16 protein-coding genes are annotated in these 17,230 nt (G+C 59.0%); 7 read left to right on the forward strand and 9 right to left on the reverse strand.

Annotation, left to right across the window (positions count from 1 at the left end; genetic code table 11):
• Window positions 1-59: 59 nt before the first annotated feature.
• On the reverse strand, window positions 60-725 hold the full coding sequence (gene fsa / locus ATE40_RS09875) for a fructose-6-phosphate aldolase (protein ID WP_063918431.1): 666 nt from the start codon (window positions 723-725) through the stop codon (window positions 60-62).
• Window positions 726-874: 149 nt separating this feature from the next.
• Between fsa and ATE40_RS09880 the strand changes: the two genes are divergently transcribed.
• The 4 genes from ATE40_RS09880 to osmB all read left to right on the forward strand — a co-directional run bounded on the left by ATE40_RS09880 (window position 875) and on the right by osmB (window position 5,509).
• Entirely contained in the window at window positions 875-1,777 is a 903-nt protein-coding gene (locus ATE40_RS09880) for a glycyl-radical enzyme activating protein (RefSeq protein ID WP_063918432.1), read from the forward strand.
• Window positions 1,778-1,781: 4 nt separating this feature from the next.
• Window positions 1,782-4,214: a formate C-acetyltransferase/glycerol dehydratase family glycyl radical enzyme gene (locus ATE40_RS09885; protein WP_063918433.1), complete on the forward strand. Its 2,433-nt coding sequence runs from the start codon at window positions 1,782-1,784 to the stop codon at window positions 4,212-4,214.
• Window positions 4,215-4,264: 50 nt separating this feature from the next.
• Window positions 4,265-5,011: a DeoR/GlpR family DNA-binding transcription regulator gene (locus ATE40_RS09890; RefSeq protein WP_019452688.1), complete on the forward strand. Its 747-nt coding sequence runs from the start codon at window positions 4,265-4,267 to the stop codon at window positions 5,009-5,011.
• Window positions 5,012-5,290: 279 nt separating this feature from the next.
• Window positions 5,291-5,509 carry an osmotically-inducible lipoprotein OsmB gene (gene osmB, locus ATE40_RS09895; RefSeq protein WP_004930634.1) on the forward strand — a complete coding sequence of 73 codons (219 nt, stop codon included), beginning with the start codon at window positions 5,291-5,293 and terminating at the stop codon, window positions 5,507-5,509.
• A gap of 191 nt (window positions 5,510-5,700) precedes the next feature.
• Here osmB and yciH read toward each other — a convergent pair whose 3' ends face one another.
• Both yciH and pyrF read right to left on the reverse strand, forming a co-directional pair.
• Entirely contained in the window at window positions 5,701-6,027 is a 327-nt protein-coding gene (yciH, locus tag ATE40_RS09900; protein WP_019452689.1) for a stress response translation initiation inhibitor YciH, read from the reverse strand.
• 10 nt (window positions 6,028-6,037) lie between these two features.
• A complete protein-coding gene (gene pyrF, locus ATE40_RS09905; RefSeq protein WP_063918636.1) occupies window positions 6,038-6,766 on the reverse strand; it encodes an orotidine-5'-phosphate decarboxylase in 729 nt (242 codons plus the stop codon).
• Window positions 6,767-7,095: 329 nt separating this feature from the next.
• On the opposite strand from pyrF, the gene bhsA reads away from it, so the two are divergent.
• Both bhsA and ATE40_RS09915 read left to right on the forward strand, forming a co-directional pair.
• Window positions 7,096-7,356 carry a multiple stress resistance protein BhsA gene (bhsA, locus tag ATE40_RS09910; RefSeq protein ID WP_019452691.1) on the forward strand — a complete coding sequence of 87 codons (261 nt, stop codon included), beginning with the start codon at window positions 7,096-7,098 and terminating at the stop codon, window positions 7,354-7,356.
• A gap of 173 nt (window positions 7,357-7,529) precedes the next feature.
• The gene (locus ATE40_RS09915; protein WP_063918434.1) at window positions 7,530-7,829 is read left to right on the forward strand and encodes an Arc family DNA-binding protein; all 300 of its coding nucleotides are present in this window, start codon (window positions 7,530-7,532) and stop codon (window positions 7,827-7,829) included.
• A gap of 61 nt (window positions 7,830-7,890) precedes the next feature.
• Here ATE40_RS09915 and lapB read toward each other — a convergent pair whose 3' ends face one another.
• The 3 genes from lapB to pgpB all read right to left on the reverse strand — a co-directional run bounded on the left by lapB (window position 7,891) and on the right by pgpB (window position 10,435).
• On the reverse strand, window positions 7,891-9,063 hold the full coding sequence (gene lapB, locus ATE40_RS09920) for a lipopolysaccharide assembly protein LapB (RefSeq protein ID WP_019452693.1): 1,173 nt from the start codon (window positions 9,061-9,063) through the stop codon (window positions 7,891-7,893).
• Window positions 9,064-9,069: 6 nt separating this feature from the next.
• Window positions 9,070-9,372, reverse strand: a complete 303-nt coding sequence (locus ATE40_RS09925; protein WP_004930650.1) for a LapA family protein — start codon at window positions 9,370-9,372, stop codon at window positions 9,070-9,072.
• A gap of 298 nt (window positions 9,373-9,670) precedes the next feature.
• Window positions 9,671-10,435, reverse strand: coding sequence for a phosphatidylglycerophosphatase B (gene pgpB / locus ATE40_RS09930; RefSeq protein ID WP_019452694.1), 765 nt, complete (start codon window positions 10,433-10,435; stop codon window positions 9,671-9,673).
• Window positions 10,436-10,714: 279 nt separating this feature from the next.
• Between pgpB and ribA the strand changes: the two genes are divergently transcribed.
• Entirely contained in the window at window positions 10,715-11,308 is a 594-nt protein-coding gene (gene ribA, locus ATE40_RS09935; RefSeq protein ID WP_019452695.1) for a GTP cyclohydrolase II, read from the forward strand.
• A gap of 57 nt (window positions 11,309-11,365) precedes the next feature.
• Here the strand turns inward: ribA and acnA are convergent, their stop codons facing one another.
• From acnA to ATE40_RS09950, 3 genes are all read right to left on the reverse strand, one after another.
• On the reverse strand, window positions 11,366-14,038 hold the full coding sequence (gene acnA, locus ATE40_RS09940; RefSeq protein WP_063918435.1) for an aconitate hydratase AcnA: 2,673 nt from the start codon (window positions 14,036-14,038) through the stop codon (window positions 11,366-11,368).
• A 219-nt stretch (window positions 14,039-14,257) separates the two neighbouring features.
• Window positions 14,258-14,653, reverse strand: a complete 396-nt coding sequence (locus tag ATE40_RS09945; protein WP_019452697.1) for a hypothetical protein — start codon at window positions 14,651-14,653, stop codon at window positions 14,258-14,260.
• Between the two features lie 17 nt (window positions 14,654-14,670).
• A complete protein-coding gene (locus ATE40_RS09950; protein ID WP_063918436.1) occupies window positions 14,671-16,980 on the reverse strand; it encodes a type VI secretion system Vgr family protein in 2,310 nt (769 codons plus the stop codon).
• Between the last annotated feature and the right edge of the window lie 250 nt (window positions 16,981-17,230).

Genomic DNA, 17,230 nt, shown 5'->3' on the forward strand with positions numbered 1-17,230 from the left:
CGCGTAGCCGCCATCCTTTAGCGATAATAGCGTGAGCACCGAGGAATAGGCGCAGGCCATCAGTTCAGCAGGCTGCTGCCGAAAGCCCCCTGCCAATCCTGCTCGAACTTCTCGACCGCGGCCTGCACCGCCGGCGCGCCGAGGAACTGCTCCGCCACGTCCACCGGCAGCGTGATGGCCTGACAGCCCGCGAGCAGACATTCCAACGCCTGGCGCGGCGTCTTGAAGCTGGCGGCCAGCACCTGCGCCGACGGCGCGTGCAGGCTCAACAGCTGCTGCAGCTCGTGCACCATTTCGATACCGTCGCCGCCCTGCGCATCCACGCGGTTGACATAAGGCGCCACATATTCCGCCCCGGCCAATGCCGCCAACAGCCCCTGCCCGGCGCCGTATACCGCAGTGCCCAGCGTCGGGATGGACATCGTTTTGAGTTTCTTGATCGCCGCCAATCCTTCGGCGGTCGCCGGGATCTTCACCACCAGCCCCGGCACACGCTGGCTGAGCAGCGCCGCCTCAGCCACCATGCGCTCTGCATCGGTCGCCATCACCTGCGCAAACAGCTTGCCGGTGCCGCCGAGGGCGTCGCGCAGCGCGGGCAGCACTTCCCAGATCGGCTTGCCTTCTTTCGCCACGATGCTCGGGTTGGTGGTGACGCCGTGCAACGGCAGAATGCGCGCCAGGCGTTTTACCGCAGTCACATCGGCGGTATCGAGATAAAGCTCCATCACGGACTCCTCTGTCTTGTTCTGTGGGCGGATTCAAACTCTGATCATCATAGGGTAAAAAACCCGCAAACCTTTGACCAAAATCAATTCAACTTTCATTCGAAACATCTTTAATGGCGAAAGATTCAGCAACGCCAAACGGGTGACTCATGTTCTTTAATCTGCAGCGCTATTCGACCCATGACGGCCCCGGCATTCGCAGCGTGGTCTTTTTAAAAGGCTGCCCGCTGAGCTGCCGCTGGTGTCAGAACCCGGAAAGCCGCTCGCGCCACGCGGATCTGCTGTTTGACCAGCGCCTGTGTCTGAGCGGCTGCACGCTGTGTGCCGCGCGCTGCCCACAAGGCCTGCAGCCCACTTTGGACGGCGCGCTGACGCTGCAACGCGAGCACATCAACGCCGAGGATTATGCGGCCCTGGCCGCCGTCTGCCCGACCGGCGCACTCAGCCTGTGCGGCAGCGCGATCAATCCCGACGATATCATGGCCGAGGTGATGCGGGATAAGCCTTTCTATCTGCGTACCGGTGGCGGTTTAACGCTGTCCGGCGGCGAACCCTTTATGCAACCGGAGGTGGCGGCAGAGCTGCTGCGGCGCGGCCGCGAGGCCGGCATCCACACCGCCGTCGAGTCCTGTCTGCACGTGCCGTGGCGTTACATCACCCCTTCGCTGCCGTGGCTGGACCTGCTGTTGGCCGATCTCAAGCACACCGACGAAGCGCGCTTCAGAACCTGGACCGGCGGCTCCGCCCGCCGGGTACTGAACAACTTCCGCCGTCTGGCGGCGCATGGCGTGCAGATGACCGTGCGCGTGCCGCTGATCCCCGATTTCAACGCCGATCGCCGCTCAGTCCGCGCGATCGTCGACTTCGCCGCCGACGAGATCGGCGTATCGGAGATCCACTTTCTGCCGTACCACACGCTGGGCATCAACAAGTATCACCTGCTCGGAGAGCCCTACCGCGCCGCCCGCACGCCGCTGGACGCGCCGGATTTGCTGGCCTTCGCCGAAGCCTATGCCGGCGCCAAAGGCCTGACCGCCATTTTGCGAGGATAACGCCATGACCACGTTGGATTTGACCACCCTAAGCGCCCGCATCCAGGCGCACAAGAAAGCGCTGATTCACATCGTCAAACCGCCGGTGTGCACCGAGCGTGCGCAGCACTATACCGAAGCCTATCAACAGCATCAGGATCGGCCACTGCCGGTACGTCGCGCGCTGGCGCTGGCTAACCATCTGGCGAAGCGCACCATCTGGATCGCTAACGACGAGCTGATCGTCGGCAACCAGGCCAGCGAGCTGCGCGCCGCGCCGATCTTCCCCGAATACACCGTCGGCTGGGTAGAGAACGAGATCGACCAGCTAGCCGACCGGCCGGGCGCCGGTTTTTCGGTCAGCGAAGAGAACAAGGCGATTTTGCATCGCCTGTGCCCCTGGTGGCGCGGCCAAACGGTGCAGGATCGCTGCTACGGCATGTTCACCGACGAGCAAAAGGCGCTGCTGGCCACCGGCATCATCAAGGCCGAGGGCAACATGACCTCCGGCGACGCCCACCTGGCGGTTAACTTCCCGCTGCTGCTGGAGAAAGGTCTCGACGGCCTGCGTGAAAAAGTGAACGCGCGCCGCAGCCGTCTGCACCTGACCGAGTGGGAAGATCTGCACAAAGCGCAGTTTCTCAACGCCATCGACATCGTGCTGGCGGCGCTGAGCGAGCACATCCTGCGCTTCGCCCGCCTCGCGCGCGACATGGCGCAAAACGAACCGCGCGACTGGCGGCGCACCGAACTGCTGGCCCTCGCGGATAACTGTGAACAGATCGCCCATCGCCCGCCGCAAACCTTCTGGCAGGCGCTGCAGCTGTGCTATTTCATCCAGCTGACGTTGCAGATCGAATCCAATGGCCATTCGGTTTCCTTCGGCCGCCTCGATCAATACCTCTATCCCTGGTATCGGCGTGACGTGGAGCTGGAGCAAAAGCTGGCGCGGGAAGACGCCATCGAGCTGTTGCACAGCTGCTGGCTGAAGCTGCTGGAGGTCAACAAGATCCGCTCCGGCTCGCATTCCAAGGCTTCCGCCGGCAGCCCGCTGTACCAGAACGTCACCATCGGCGGACAGAAGCTGATCGACGGGCGGCCGTGCGATGCGGTCAACCCGCTGTCCTATGCCATTCTCGAGTCCTGCGGCCGCCTGCGTTCCACCCAGCCCAACCTCAGCGTGCGTTACCATGCCGGGATGAGCGCCGACTTCCTCGACGCCTGCGTGCAGGTGATCCGCTGCGGTTTCGGCATGCCGGCGTTCAACAACGACGAAATCGTCATTCCCGAATTCATCAGGCTGGGGGTTGAGCCGCAAGACGCTTACGACTACGCCGCCATCGGCTGCATCGAGACCGCCGTCGGCGGCAAATGGGGCTATCGCTGCACCGGCATGAGCTTCATCAACTTCGCCCGCGTGCTGCTGGCGGCGCTGGAACAGGGCCGCGACGCGACCTCCGGGCAGATCTTCCTGCCGCAGGCACAGGCGCTATCCAAAGGAAACTTCGCCGATTTCGAGCAGGTCTTAGCCGCCTGGGACCGGCAAATCCGCTACTACACGCGCAAGTCGATCGAGATCGAATGCGTGGTGGACAGCGTGCTGGAAGAGAATGCCCACGATATCCTCTGTTCCGCGCTGGTGGATGACTGCATCGAACGCGGTAAAAGCATCAAGCAAGGTGGCGCCAAATACGATTGGGTTTCCGGCCTGCAGGTCGGCATCGCCAACCTGGGCAATAGCCTGGCGGCGGTGCGCAAACTGGTGTTTGACCAGGGGGCGATCGGCCAGCAACAGCTGGCGGCGGCGCTGGCCGACGACTTCGCCGGGCTGGATGGCGAACAGCTGCGCCAGCGGCTGCTCAACGCCGCGCCTAAATACGGCAACGACGTGGACGAGGTCGATCGGCTGCTGGTGCGCGCCTACCAAACCTATATCGAAGAACTGAAGCAGTATCGCAACACCCGCTTCGGCCGCGGGCCGATCGGCGGTGGTTACTACGCCGGCACTTCGTCGATCTCGGCCAACGTGCCCTTCGGCGCCGCCACTGCGGCCACGCCCGATGGACGCAAGGCGCACACGCCACTGGCGGAAGGCGCCAGCCCAGCGTCAGGTACCGATCACCTGGGGCCGACGGCGGTGTTCAATTCGCTCGCCAAGTTGCCGACCGAGGCGATCCTCGGCGGCGTGCTGCTCAATCAAAAGCTGAACCCGGCGACGCTGGACAACCCGCGCGATCGGGAAAAGCTGATGCTGATGTTGCGCACCTTCTTCGAGAACTACCGAGGCTGGCATGTGCAGTACAATATCGTGTCGCGCGAAACGCTGCTGGCGGCGAAGCAACACCCTGACCAATATCGTGATTTAGTGGTTCGCGTAGCTGGCTATTCCGCCTTCTTTACCGCATTATCCCCTGAGGCGCAGGATGATATTATTGCGCGCACAGAACATACTCTTTAAACCTTTGACTCTTAGCGGCCGCGCCTTGGTGGCCGCATCATCAGGCCGATATGAATTTACGACAACAGACCATATTGCAGTTGGTTAACGATCGCCGGCGGATCAGCGTCAATGAACTGGCGCGCGCCTCGGGCGTCTCGGAAGTCACTATCCGGCAGGATCTCAACCTGCTGGAAAAGCGCAGTTATCTGAAGCGGGTGCACGGCTCTGCCGTGGCGTTAGAGAGCGACGACGTCGACGCCCGCATGATGTCCAATTTCACCCTCAAACAGCGGTTGGCGCAGTACGCCGCCGCGCAGGTCAATGACGGCGAGACGATCTTTATCGAGAGCGGCAGCACCAATGCCCTGCTGGCCCGCTACATCGCCGAACGCAAGCGCATTACGCTTATCACCGTCAGCCATTACATCGCCAACCTGCTCAAAGAAACCGACTGCGACGTCATCGTGCTGGGCGGCATGTACCAGAAGAAAAGCGAGACCGTGGTCGGCCCGCTGACGCGGCTGTGCATTCAACAGGTGCATTTCAACAAGGCATTTATCGGCATTGACGGCTTTCAGGCCGAAACCGGCTTTACCGGCCGCGACATGATGCGCGCCGATGTGGTCAGCGCAGTGCTGGCCAAGGGCGTGGAGAATATCGTGCTGACGGACTCCAGCAAATTCGGCCAAATCCAACCCAACCCGCTGGCGCAGCCGGGGCAGATCAGCCGGGTGATCACCGATTCACGTTTGGCGCTGGAGTATCAACATCAGTTGAAACGCCAGGGCGTGCAGCTTGAGTTGGTCAACGAGTAACGCGGCCGCCACCGCACCTATCGCGCCGCGCGGGCCACACCGCGCGCCTTTCCCCTTGCACAGCGGGTTTTTAAGACTATTTACCTGTTTATCCTTCCCGAGAAACCTATACTCAGCTTCGGTAACTTTTGGGCCGTAACCTGCTAATTATTCGGCCGTTAACAAAAGATGCCATTTTTTATATCGATACTGTATGGGAACCAACGGCAGGCCTGATCTATGGTTAACGCCTATACTTATAGGGCACTTCCATATAGCCAATGCTAAGGAGAAGTCATTATGATGATTATCAATAAACGTTTCGCCACCGCCGCTCTGGCTCTGACTCTGGCGTTTTCACTCAGCGCATGTTCCAACATGTCCAAACGCGATCGCAACACCGCTATCGGTGCCGGCGCCGGTGCAGTCGGCGGTGCGGTGCTGACCAACGGCAGCGCGTTGGGCACGCTGGGTGGGGCTGCGGTAGGGGGTATCATCGGTCACCAGGTTGGCAAATAAACCTGACCGATAGTCTTCCGCCGACAGGCTGGCAAAAGCGCATCTGCGCTTTGACGTATTAACCAGAATAACGATGATTTCAGGTCTGTTTTACTTTAAGTCTATGGTTCTTTTGCCGTTAACGGGCTAACCCCCGGCAGCAACAACCTCAAGCCATGCCGCGGCATTGCACTGCGGCATGGCGATTCGCCTCAGCCGCCCGCCAGCTTCACCTTCATGCCTTTGGCTTCCAGCAACTGTTTAAGCAGGTCGCGCTTATCGCCCTGGATCTCGATGACGCCTTCTTTCACCGAACCGCCGCAGCCGCATTTCTTTTTCAATTCCGCCGCCAGCTTGTCGAGCGCGGCATCATCCAGATCGACGCCGGCGATCAGGCACACGCCCTTCCCCTTGCGGCCGCTGGTCTGACGCTGGATGCGCACGATGCCATCGCCCTTGGCGCGTTGCGGTTTAACCTCTTCCTGCTTAATGCGACCGGTGTCCGTGGAATACACCAGACGGCTGTTATCGTCATTCATCATCGCTTCCTCAGGCCAAAGAGGCGCGGATCGCGCGCAGCGTCGCGGCCGGATCTGCAGATTGGGTGATCGGACGCCCAATCACCATGTAGTCCACGCCGGCAGCCTGCGCCTGCACCGGCGTCATGATGCGGCGCTGATCGCCCGCCGCGCTGCCTTCAGGACGGATCCCCGGCGTAACCAGTTGGAAAGCCTGCCCACAAGCGGCCTTCAGACGCTGCGCTTCGTGCGCCGAACACACCACGCCGTCCAGCCCGCAGTCGCGGGTCAGGCGCGCCAGGCGCTCGGCGTGCTCCGCCGGGCTGGTCTCGATGCCGATGCCGCGCAGGTCTTCCGCTTCCATGCTGGTCAGCACCGTAACGGCGATCAGCAGCGGCGCATCCGCGCCGTAAGGCACCAGTGCTTCTTTAGCGGCGGTCATCATGCGCGCGCCGCCGCTGGCGTGCACGTTAACCATCCAAACGCCCAGCTCGGCCGCTGCGGCAACCGCATGTGCAGTGGTATTGGGAATATCGTGGAATTTCAGGTCGAGAAACACGTCGAAGCCGCGCCCATGCAGATCGCGCACCAGCTGCGGCCCAAACAACGTGAACATTTCTTTGCCCACTTTCAAGCGGCAGTCTTGCGGATCGATACGGTCGGCGAACGCCAGCGCAGCGTTCTTATCGGCGTAATCTAACGCCACAACGATTGGAGATGATTTTAAGTCATTGTTATTAGTGTTATTTTCAGACTTCATTTCTTCTACCTTCTGTAAAATGGACATAATCAGGGACTCACCCGCGAAACTGACCGCCGCATTCTACATGCCGGGGACCAGAAATCCCAGCCGCAGCGCGCACCTACGCTCTGTCATGTTACCTCCCGTCTTTGTCATGGCGCGTCAACGAACGCCCGTCAGTAATAAACTACGCAGCGTAAAACGCCGTAAAGATGCGTAAATTGTTAATCAGATATTTTGAAAGACTTGCTCAGCATTATCAGATTTTCAATCGGCACGGATGCTTTATTATTCAACACATCGGAAGCGAACGGCTTCCTTCCTAAATAAACAGACTGGAGTCACCTATGAAAACCATCAAATATTTTGCAGCCGCTGCCGCTATTGCACTGACCTCTTTCGCCACCTTCGCCGCTGAACCGATCAGCAGCCAGCAGGCCGATAACCTGACCGCCACCGGCGTCGTTTCCGCAGGTCACGCAACGACCCTCAGCAGCCTGGAGAAAAAACTGGCCGCTAAAGCCGATGCCCAGGGCGCCAGCAGCTATCGCATCATCTCCGCCGGTGGTAACAACATGTTGAGCGGCACCGCGATCATCTACAAATAATGTTTCCGGTACAGGGCCCGAACGTTCGGGCCCTGCCTCTGTTTACCGCCTGAAAAAAACCGCATTTCCCCCGCCCCATTTTGTTACAGAAATATTAAATTTTTATTACACACTAGACACCCGATCGTCAGTGGCTTAGCTTGAAGGCATCTTCCTGCAGAAAGGCTTTCAAAATGAGCGAGATATCGACACTTACCATTAAAATTCCTCTGGAACTGAAGGAAAAAATCCGCGCCGCCGCCGCTGAAAACGAATTTTCGTTGAGCGTAGAAGTGTGCCAACGCCTGGAAAGCAGCTTCAGCGCGCCCGCCGCCAAGGCTGAAAAACCCACCAAGAAAGCGGATGAGCTGCACCACGGCGAGATCGACAATCAAAGCACCGAAGAAGAGATTGAACAGCCGCTGAGCCAGAAAGAGCTGAAGAAACTGCGTCAGCTGTTGAAAACCGGCGCCAAAGGCGGCAAGAAAAAGTAAGTGATGAACATAAAAAAACGGGGCGATTTATCGCCCCGTTTTGTTTTGTCTCGCCGCCGCGTTATTGCCCATCCAGACCGCGGATCGGTTTAACCGACGACCAGGCGCGGCACGACGGGCAATGCCAATAGAGCGAGTGCGCGGTGAAGCCACATTTGTGGCAGCGGTAACGCGGTTTGGTGCGAATTTGCTCGCCGACCATATCGCGCAACAACAGCAGACTCTCTTTCGCCCGGCCGTCTTCAGCGTCTGCCAGGTGGTAATCCATCAGCCGATAGAACACCCGCATGGTTGGATGGCGCTGCAGCTGACGGTTGATATAGACCTGCACCACATCACGCCCTTCGTGCTGCTCGATGATTTCGGCCAGCATCAGATCGGCGGTGGCGCCGGTGTTCTCTTCCACACAGCGTTTCAGGAAATCCGCCCAGTTGTGCTGCTGTTCCGGCAGATGCCGGTAGCACTCCTGCAGCATCGGCAGCGTCTCGCTGACCAGCTCTTTATCCTGGCTCAATACGCGCTGCAGCGATTCCGCCGCTTTGGCGTAGTCGTTTTGCGCCATGTAGATGCGCCCGAACATGATGGACACGCGCGCACACTGTTTGTCGGCGGCGTCCGCACGCTTGAGCAGGCTCATCGCCCGATCGAGATCGTCGCTGCCCATCGCCTGCAGCGCCAACTCGCAATAGAAGTGCGCAATTTCGACGCGCTGTTTCTCTTTGCCCAGCTTGACCAGCTTTTCCGCCACGTCGATCGCTTTTTGCCAATCGCTGGTGGCCTGATGGATCACCAGCAGCTGCTGCAGCGCCGAGACGCGAAAATCCGCTTCGTCGGTCAACTGGCTGAACATATCCTCCGCACGATCGTACAGCCCGGCCGCCATATAATCGCGGCCCAGCTGCTGTACCGCCAACAGACGTTGTTCGAAGGTCAGGGAGGCGCTTTCCATCAATGCCTGATGGATACGGATAGCGCGGTCGACTTCGCCGCGCGAACGGAACAGGTTGCCCAGCGTCAGGTGAGCCTCAACGGTGTTGCTGTCCTCTTTCAACATATCGAGGAACAGATCGACCGCCTTGTCCTGCTGGTTGGAAAGCAGAAAGTTCACCCCTGCCACGTATTCACGCGACAGGCGGTTGGCTTCTTGCTGTTTGTCCTGCTGAGCGCTTCTGCGCCCCATGTACCAACCGTACGCGGCAGCCACGGGCAGCAACAGAAACAGCAGTTCTAACATAGAGGATTATTCCTTGCTGACAACGGGCTGAGCCGCCGGTTCAGCGGGCTGCTCGAGCTGCAGCTCCAGCCTTTTGATCTTGCGCTCGGCGCGGCCCAGCGCAATGCGCGTGCGCAGGTAAAACAGGCCGCAAATGATCCAGCCGAGCACGAAACCGGCGCCAAACAGCGTGGCCAACAGGGTCGATACGCGATAGTCGCCCTGCGCGACCAGATAGTTAAAATTGACCACCTGATCGTTATGCGCACCCAGAGTGACGGAAATCACGAAGATCACCAGAACCAACAAAAAAATCAGCAAATATTTCACATTCTTTCCCGCGATGCCGAGTGAATCGGATGAACGATGCCAAAACGTGGCGTCCCTAACCCTTAAGTTAGCATTTCCCGTTGCGGCAGGGAAACCCTGCGGCACGATAAAACCACATATCTGCTGGCATATTCGGCAGTCAACGGCTTTAGCGATCAAATTGATGAGAAAGCTTCTCAAAACGTCGAATTTATAAGGATATGGGGGCGACGGCGCAGATTGCAATGGCGGGAAAATGTAAGCGGTTAATGCGGCGCCGATCGGGCGCCGCGTTGCATGTGACATGGTCACATAACCATCACGGCTCCGGCTTGCGCGCCGCGATTTCCTGCTGCTCTTGTGGCGGCGGCGTCAGCGGGCCGAACCAGCGCTGCGCCAGCCAGCAGGTGACCACCACCAGCAGCCAACTGATCAGCGTAGCCATCGCCAGATCGCGCGGCCAATGCATTCCCAGCAGCAGACGGCTGCCCATCACCCCCGTTGCCCACACCATCAGCAGCGCGACGGTTTTATAATGGCGACGCGGCCACAGCAGCCCTACGCCCAACAGCGCCCAGGTGGCGGCGAACATGGTGTGCCCCGACGGAAACGCGAAGCCGGTTTCAAACTGCCAGTGCTTGCGCAGCCAGTTCGGCACCACAGTTTGATCCTGCAGCTGCTCGCGCACCAGCGCGCTGCGCTCTTTGCGGTGCAGCGAATAGAAATATTTGCCGTCCACGCCGTGGGTTTGCTCCAGCCATACTACAAACGGCCGCGGTTCTTGCACCCGATCCTTGATTAACGACTTCACCCCCTGCCCGATCACCAGCGCGGCGAAAAGCAGGATCGCCAAACCGATGGCCGCCTTCAGCCGAAAGCGCAGACACCACAAAAACCAGCCGCAGAGGATAACACTGGTCAGAATGCCCCACGGCGAGGTTACGGTTTCGGTCACCCAGTACAGCGCTTTGAGCAGCGGCTCATTGCCGCCGGGTTGCCAGTGCCAGCCGGATACCCAGACCGCCAGCGGCATCAACAACAACAGCAGCGCGCCGCCCGCCGTGCGTTTTGCTATCTCATACATTGCCATTTTCCTCTGCGTGAATCAGGCAGCAGTGTAACAAGAGTGCAATATTGATAACACGCTAAAAATTAAACAGATAGGCAACCTATCGCAATAATAGGTGGCCAGAAAACGCCATCTGCTGGTTTGCTGAGCACCGCCCGGCAAGAAGTTGTGGCAAAATAGCCGATAATTAACGAAATAGAGATCGGCGTAGCACGTTTTAGTCTTGGTCAATACACTGAACCGGACTTAGGATGCGCGACAATGATTGAATCGTACGCTTTTGTGGAGAGTGACATGCAGCTTAAACGGGTGGCAGAGGCAAAACTGCCGACACCTTGGGGCGATTTCCTGATGGTAGGATTCGAAGAACTGGCGACCGGGCATGACCATCTGGCGCTGGTATTCGGTGACATTTCCGGCGAAGCGCCGGTGCTCGCGCGCGTGCATTCCGAATGTCTGACCGGCGACGCTTTATTCAGCCTGCGCTGTGACTGCGGTTTTCAACTGGAAGCCGCGCTGGAGCAGATCGCTGAAGAAGGCCGCGGCATCCTGCTTTATCATCGCCAGGAGGGCCGCAACATCGGCCTGTTGAACAAGATCCGCGCCTACGCCCTGCAGGATAAGGGCGCAGACACCGTGGAAGCCAACCACCAGCTCGGCTTCGCCGCCGACGAACGCGACTTCACCCTGTGCGCCGACATGTTCAAACTGCTGGGCGTCGACGCGGTGCGTTTGCTGACCAACAACCCGAAAAAGGTCGAGATCCTGACCGAAGCCGGTATCAACATCAGCGAACGCGTGCCGCTGATCGTCGGCCGCAACCCGAAGAACGAACACTATCTGGCGACCAAAGCCGCCAAAATGGGCCATTTGCTCGACCAGAAGTGATCGCCGCCACGGCGGAAACAATCAGGGCGCCTTGCGGCGCCCTTTTTATTGCTCGATTTACAGCATTTTCCTGATCACATAGTGCAGGATACCGTCGTTTTCGTAGTAGGTCAGCTCATTGCCGGTATCGATGCGGCAACGGGTGTCAATCACCTCCTTGCGCCCGTCGGCATAGGTGATGTGCACCGGCACCGTCTGGCCCGGCTGCAGCTGCTGCAGGCCGCCGACGCTGATCTGCTCGTCCCCGGTCAGCCCCAGCGTTTTGCGCGTCACCCCCTGTGGGAACTCCAGCGGCAAAATGCCCATGCCGATCAGGTTGGAGCGGTGAATGCGTTCGAAGGATTCGGCGATCACCACCCGCACGCCCAGCAGGCGCGGCCCTTTCGCCGCCCAGTCACGGCTGGAGCCGGAACCGTACTCTTTACCGGCAATCACCGCCAGTGGCACCTTCTCTTGCTGATACTGCATCGCGGCGTCGTAGATAGACAGCTGCTGCTGCGACGGAATATGACGGGTATAACCGCCCTCCACGCCCGGCACCATTTCGTTGCGGATACGGATATTGGCGAAAGTGCCGCGCATCATCACTTCATGGTTGCCGCGGCGCGAACCGTAGGAGTTGAAATCCTGCGGCGCCACGCCGTGCTCGCTCAGATAACGCCCCGCCGGGCTGTCGCGCTTGATATTCCCCGCCGGCGAAATGTGGTCGGTGGTCACCGAGTCGGCCAGTATCGCCAGAATGCGCGCATCCTTGATGTCTTGCACCGGATCCGGCTTCACCTTCATGGTGCTGAAGAACGGCGGATGGCGGATATAGGTCGAGTCTCCCTGCCACTGATAGGTCGCCGAACCGGTCACCTGGATCGCCTGCCAGTTGGCGTCGCCGTCGAACACTTCGCCGTATTCCTTGTGGAACATCTCGGTGCGCACCTCTTCCACCGCCTGAGCGATGTCCTGGCTGCTCGGCCAGATGTCCTTCAGGTAAACAGGTTGACCGTCGTTGCCCTCGCCGAGCGGCTCTTTGCTCAGATCAATCTTCATGCTGCCCGCCAGCGCATAGGCCACCACCAGCGGCGGCGAGGCCAGCCAGTTGGTTTTCACCAGCGGGTGGATGCGCCCTTCGAAGTTACGGTTGCCTGACAGCACCGCGCCCACGGTCAGATCGCCCTCTTTGATCGCCTGTTCGATCGGATCCGGCAGCGGACCCGAGTTACCGATACAGGTGGTACAGCCATACCCCACCAGGTTGAAACCCAACTCTTCCAGATAGGCGGTGAGTTTGGCGCTGTCGAAATAGTCGGTCACCACTTTGGAGCCCGGCGCCAGCGAGGTTTTTACCCAGGGCTTGCTGCGCAGCCCCTTCTTGACGGCGTTTTTCGCCAGCAGGCCGGCCGCCATCATCACGCTCGGGTTGGAGGTGTTGGTGCAAGAGGTGATCGCCGCGATCACCACCGCGCCGTCGCGCAGTTCGTGCTGCTGCCCGTCCAGCGTAAAGGTTTTGCTGTCGGCCTTGGCCTTGTGCCCGCCGATATCCAGTTCGGTAGCGGCCTTGAACGCCTGCGGCACATTCGGCAGCGCGACGCGATCCTGCGGGCGTTTCGGCCCGGCGAGGCTGGCTTCCACCGTCGACATGTCCAGCGCCAGCGAGCTGGTGAAGACCGGTTCATCACCCGGATGGCGCCACATGCCCTGCGCCTTGGCGTAAGCCTCTACCAGCGCGATTTGTTCGGCGCTGCGGCCGCTGAGTTTCATATAGCCGAGCGTAACGTCATCCACCGGGAAGAAGCCGCAGGTGGCGCCGAATTCCGGCGACATGTTGGCGATGGTCGCACGGTCCGCCAGCGGCAGATCGGCCAGGCCGTCGCCGTAGAACTCGACGAACTTGCCGACCACGCCGTGCTTGCGCAACATTTGGGTGACGGTCAGCACCAGGTCAGTGGCGGTAATCCCCTCTCTGAGCTTACCGGTCAGCTTGAAGCCGACCACGTCGGGGATCAGCATCGACACCGGCTGGCCCAGCATCGCCGCTTCCGCTTCGATGCCGCCGACGCCCCAACCGAGGATGCCCAGGCCGTTGATCATGGTGGTGTGGGAGTCGGTGCCCACCAGCGTATCCGGATAGGCCACGCGGCGGCCGCTTTCGTCGCTGTGCCAGACCGTTTGGCCAAGGTATTCGAGGTTAACCTGGTGACAGATGCCGGTGCCCGGCGGCACCACGCGGAAGCGGTTGAAGGCTTTCTGCCCCCAACGCAAGAAGGTGTAGCGCTCGTGGTTACGCTGCATCTCGATACGCACGTTGTCTTCAAAGGCGTTGTCATCGCCGAATTCATCGACGGTGACCGAGTGGTCAATCACCAGATCCACCGGCGACAGCGGGTTCACCTGGTCGACGTTGCCGCCCAGCCGCCGCACCGCTTCGCGCATCGCCGCCAGATCGACCACCGCCGGGACGCCGGTAAAATCCTGCATCAGCACGCGCGCCGGACGGTAGGCGATCTCACGGTCAGCATGGCCGGTTTGCAGCCAGGCGACGATGGCCTTGAGGTCGTCAACCTGCACGGTGTCACCATCCACATGGCGCAGCAGGTTCTCCAACAGCACTTTCATCGATTTTGGCAACCGGTCGATATCACCCAGCTGCTTCGCTGCCAGCGGCAGACTGTAATAGTAATACTCGCTATTCAGCGCAACCAGCTTATCCATACTTGTTTCACGAAGATCGGACGACATAGCTCCTCCATTTCTTATTGTGAGTAAAACAGGGTAATTACTGAGGTCTTGTTTAAAGATACCACAAAGATAAGTTAACGATTTGATAACAACACGTTTTGCACACAACGATAGGCGGGAACAATCAACGGGAAGAAAGGATCAACACGGCCAAGGGGTTAGACTGCGCGCCAACAAAAACGCCGCAACGATGCGGCGCTTTAGCACGAAAAGGCAGGTTTACAATGGTGCAGCGGGGAAATCCATGCCCACCACCGCCAGCTGATTCTTACGGCCCTTCTTCACCTGGATGCCCATCCCTTTGTGCAGCAGATGCATCTGGCCAGGTTGAACCAGGGCTTTGGCGGTGTGAAGGCGGGTGTCGCCCGGCAGATAAAAATCGACGTCAAAGAAAAAATCATTACCGTATCGGGTGTTGGTTTGCCGACAGGACTCGAGGCGCGAGGCGATAATCTCGCCTTGCCAGCTGTCCTTGCTGAGATAGTTTTTAACCGCGGACATCTCGCTCGAGTTACCGCCGTTATTTTTAAAAATACAGTAAAAGAAAATACCCATCACGACAGGGGTGGCGATCCCCGCATACAGGAAGTACTTCGACATATCAGCCAGAGACATAAGTGTGCTGCTCCATTTTATGTAATTATAAACAACGAGTTATTCGTTACATTCAGCGTTCTGTTGCTGATATTGGTCACCTCGATATTCACCACCACACCGTTCGTTTCCGTTTTAAACGCCGTCTTTGAAAACTCTTTCAGCTTATAAGAATTTGACAAACCTGTCAGGCTGTTGGACACGCCAACGATGCTGCTGGTTATCGCCGATGCCGATACGCTGTTGCCGGTGATACTTTCGCTGAAGGCGGTCACGGTCAGGCTGTGCAACTTGGGATTGAACACGGACTCCGGCGCTTCCAGGGTGATCTTTTCACCGCTGACAATCTTGATTTGATGCGGGCTGTAAATCGTAATGGTTCCCGCGTTGACGTTTTGCGTCCAGTCGCCGCTATTGATGTTGGTGGTAACGCCGTCTTTGATCGATTCATTGACGCCGCCTTTGATCTCGCGTGTGACGCCGCCGGTGACGTCCTCTTTATGGCCGCCGGCACCGATCTTAACCTCCCGCCCTTTATCCAGAGTCTCGGTCAGTTTGCCGGTGACATGGTGGCTTTCATTCCCGTCGATATCGCTGGTGCGGTCGCCTTTGATCGTAACCTTGTCGCCGCCGTCTTTAATGTCGAACGTCCGCCCCGCCTTGATCTCCGCTGCGACGCCGCCATTAAAATAGCCGGTTTCTTTTTGATCCACCGTGGTGGTGCGCTGGCCTTTGTAGTGGAAGGTGGCGTTGCCCGTCACTTCGTCTTGCTGTTGCTTGAGGATAGTTGTCGTCCGGTTGCCGTCGATATTGACCTGCTGGTCATTTTCCACCGAAACCTTCATATCCTTTTCGGAATGCAGCTCCACAGCCTCGCTGCCCGCCTTATCTTCGAAAAACAGATAGCTGGCATTGTCCCGGCTGCCGTCCTTACTGCGGGTCATAAAGCCCATTTGCGTCGCCGCCGCCGGCAACACCCACGGCGGCATGCTCGCTTCATTGTAGACGCGCCCGGTGACAATCGGCCGGTCCGGATCGCCGTTGATAAAGTCCACCACCACTTCATCACCAACGCGCGGTATTTGTACCGAACCGAACCCTTGCCCCGCCCAAGCGCTCGAGACCCTTACCCAGCACGAACTGGTGTCATCCCCTTTGGCGCGGCGATCCCAGTGAAACTTCACTTTTATCCGGCCGTATTTGTCCGTCCAGATATTTTCGCCGGCGGGCCCCACCACCCTGGCCGTTTGCGGGCCATAGGTGCGCGGCCACGGCGTCACCGTCAGCGGGCGAAAAACGGTGGCGGCCGGGATAACCGTAAAGTCGATGCGATGTACCGTTTCGCCTTCTTCGCCGCTGGCGTAGCGGTTCTCGGAGAACGTGTAATCGGCGGCCGTCGTCAGGTATTCGCCGTTATCGCTGAAAAACGGGGCGTTGACCAGGGTAAAGGTGTAGCCCGGCGCCACTCCGATCGCCGTTGCGGTGCCGTGTATCTGTTGATGTTCCACCTGCCAGCGCTCCTGGCGCACGCGTGCGTAGAACTCCCCGTCAGCGTGTTCGACATAGCGGCCCGGCCAATCGTAGACGTCGATGCTGCCCGGCATCGGCGAGGCCGGGTTTTGGCGTGCCTGGAACAGCCAGGCGTTCGGCTTGCGGAAATCATAGTCGTCCAGGCCGTAAATGCCCGGCGTCACGCTGTCTTCCGGTGCCCATTGCCCGATGCCCTGTTCGAGGGTGCTGCCGCCAGACGGAGTCTGATGGTAGGGAATCGTCTCGTAGCCGCTAAACGGCTGATACTGCCCTGCCGCATCCGTCAGCACCAACGTGTGACGGCCCGCCTCATGGCGAAAGTGGTAAACGATCCCCTCCAGCTCCATGAGGCGGCTGATGAAGTCGAGACTGCTCTCCTGATACTGAACGCAGTAATCCCACACCCGATAGTGACCGGTGAGTTTATCCTCTACGTTCACCTGATATTCGCTGAGCAAAGCACGCACCGTTTGCGGCACCGTCTGGCCCTGGAAGATGCGCAGATTGCGATCGCGCTTCATCGGCCATAGATCCGATTCCACCGTCAGCGTATACACGGCATAACGCGTGCCACTTAATTCGACGGCGCTGACGGCCACGCGAGTCACCTTGCCATTGATATGGCGATCCGCTGACAGCAGCCCCGTCGGCAGAGTTACCGTGACCGGTTGCCCCAACAGTTCGCTGCGATTAATACGGGCATCGCGGCCCAGCAAGGTCAGCGTCAGCGCAAACGGCTCGGACAAGGCTTCACGGCCCGCCAGCTTCCAAAAAAGCAGGCCCTCAACGGGCAATTGGACAGAGATACGGCTGGTCATGAGATAAGCGGCTCCGGTGACAATTGGTTAGCATCACTTTAACTTCCGAGAGAAAAAAAACTCTTTGCCAGAACAAAAACGCCTCATTTTCGGAGGATTCCTAACCAGCAAGACACAGGCCGCCTCAACGCAGAATGAGGGGTATTCAGAAACTTAATGGAAATGGCAGAGGGAGTTTGGTCTGGCGCAAGAGCACCGCAGCGCGTTCCCCTGGCCAAGATTGGATTAGCGCAATTTGCGAATGGGGCGG

Origin of the sequence: Serratia surfactantfaciens, from assembly GCF_001642805.2 — a bacterium.
In the GTDB taxonomy this organism is placed as follows: domain Bacteria; phylum Pseudomonadota; class Gammaproteobacteria; order Enterobacterales; family Enterobacteriaceae; genus Serratia; species Serratia surfactantfaciens.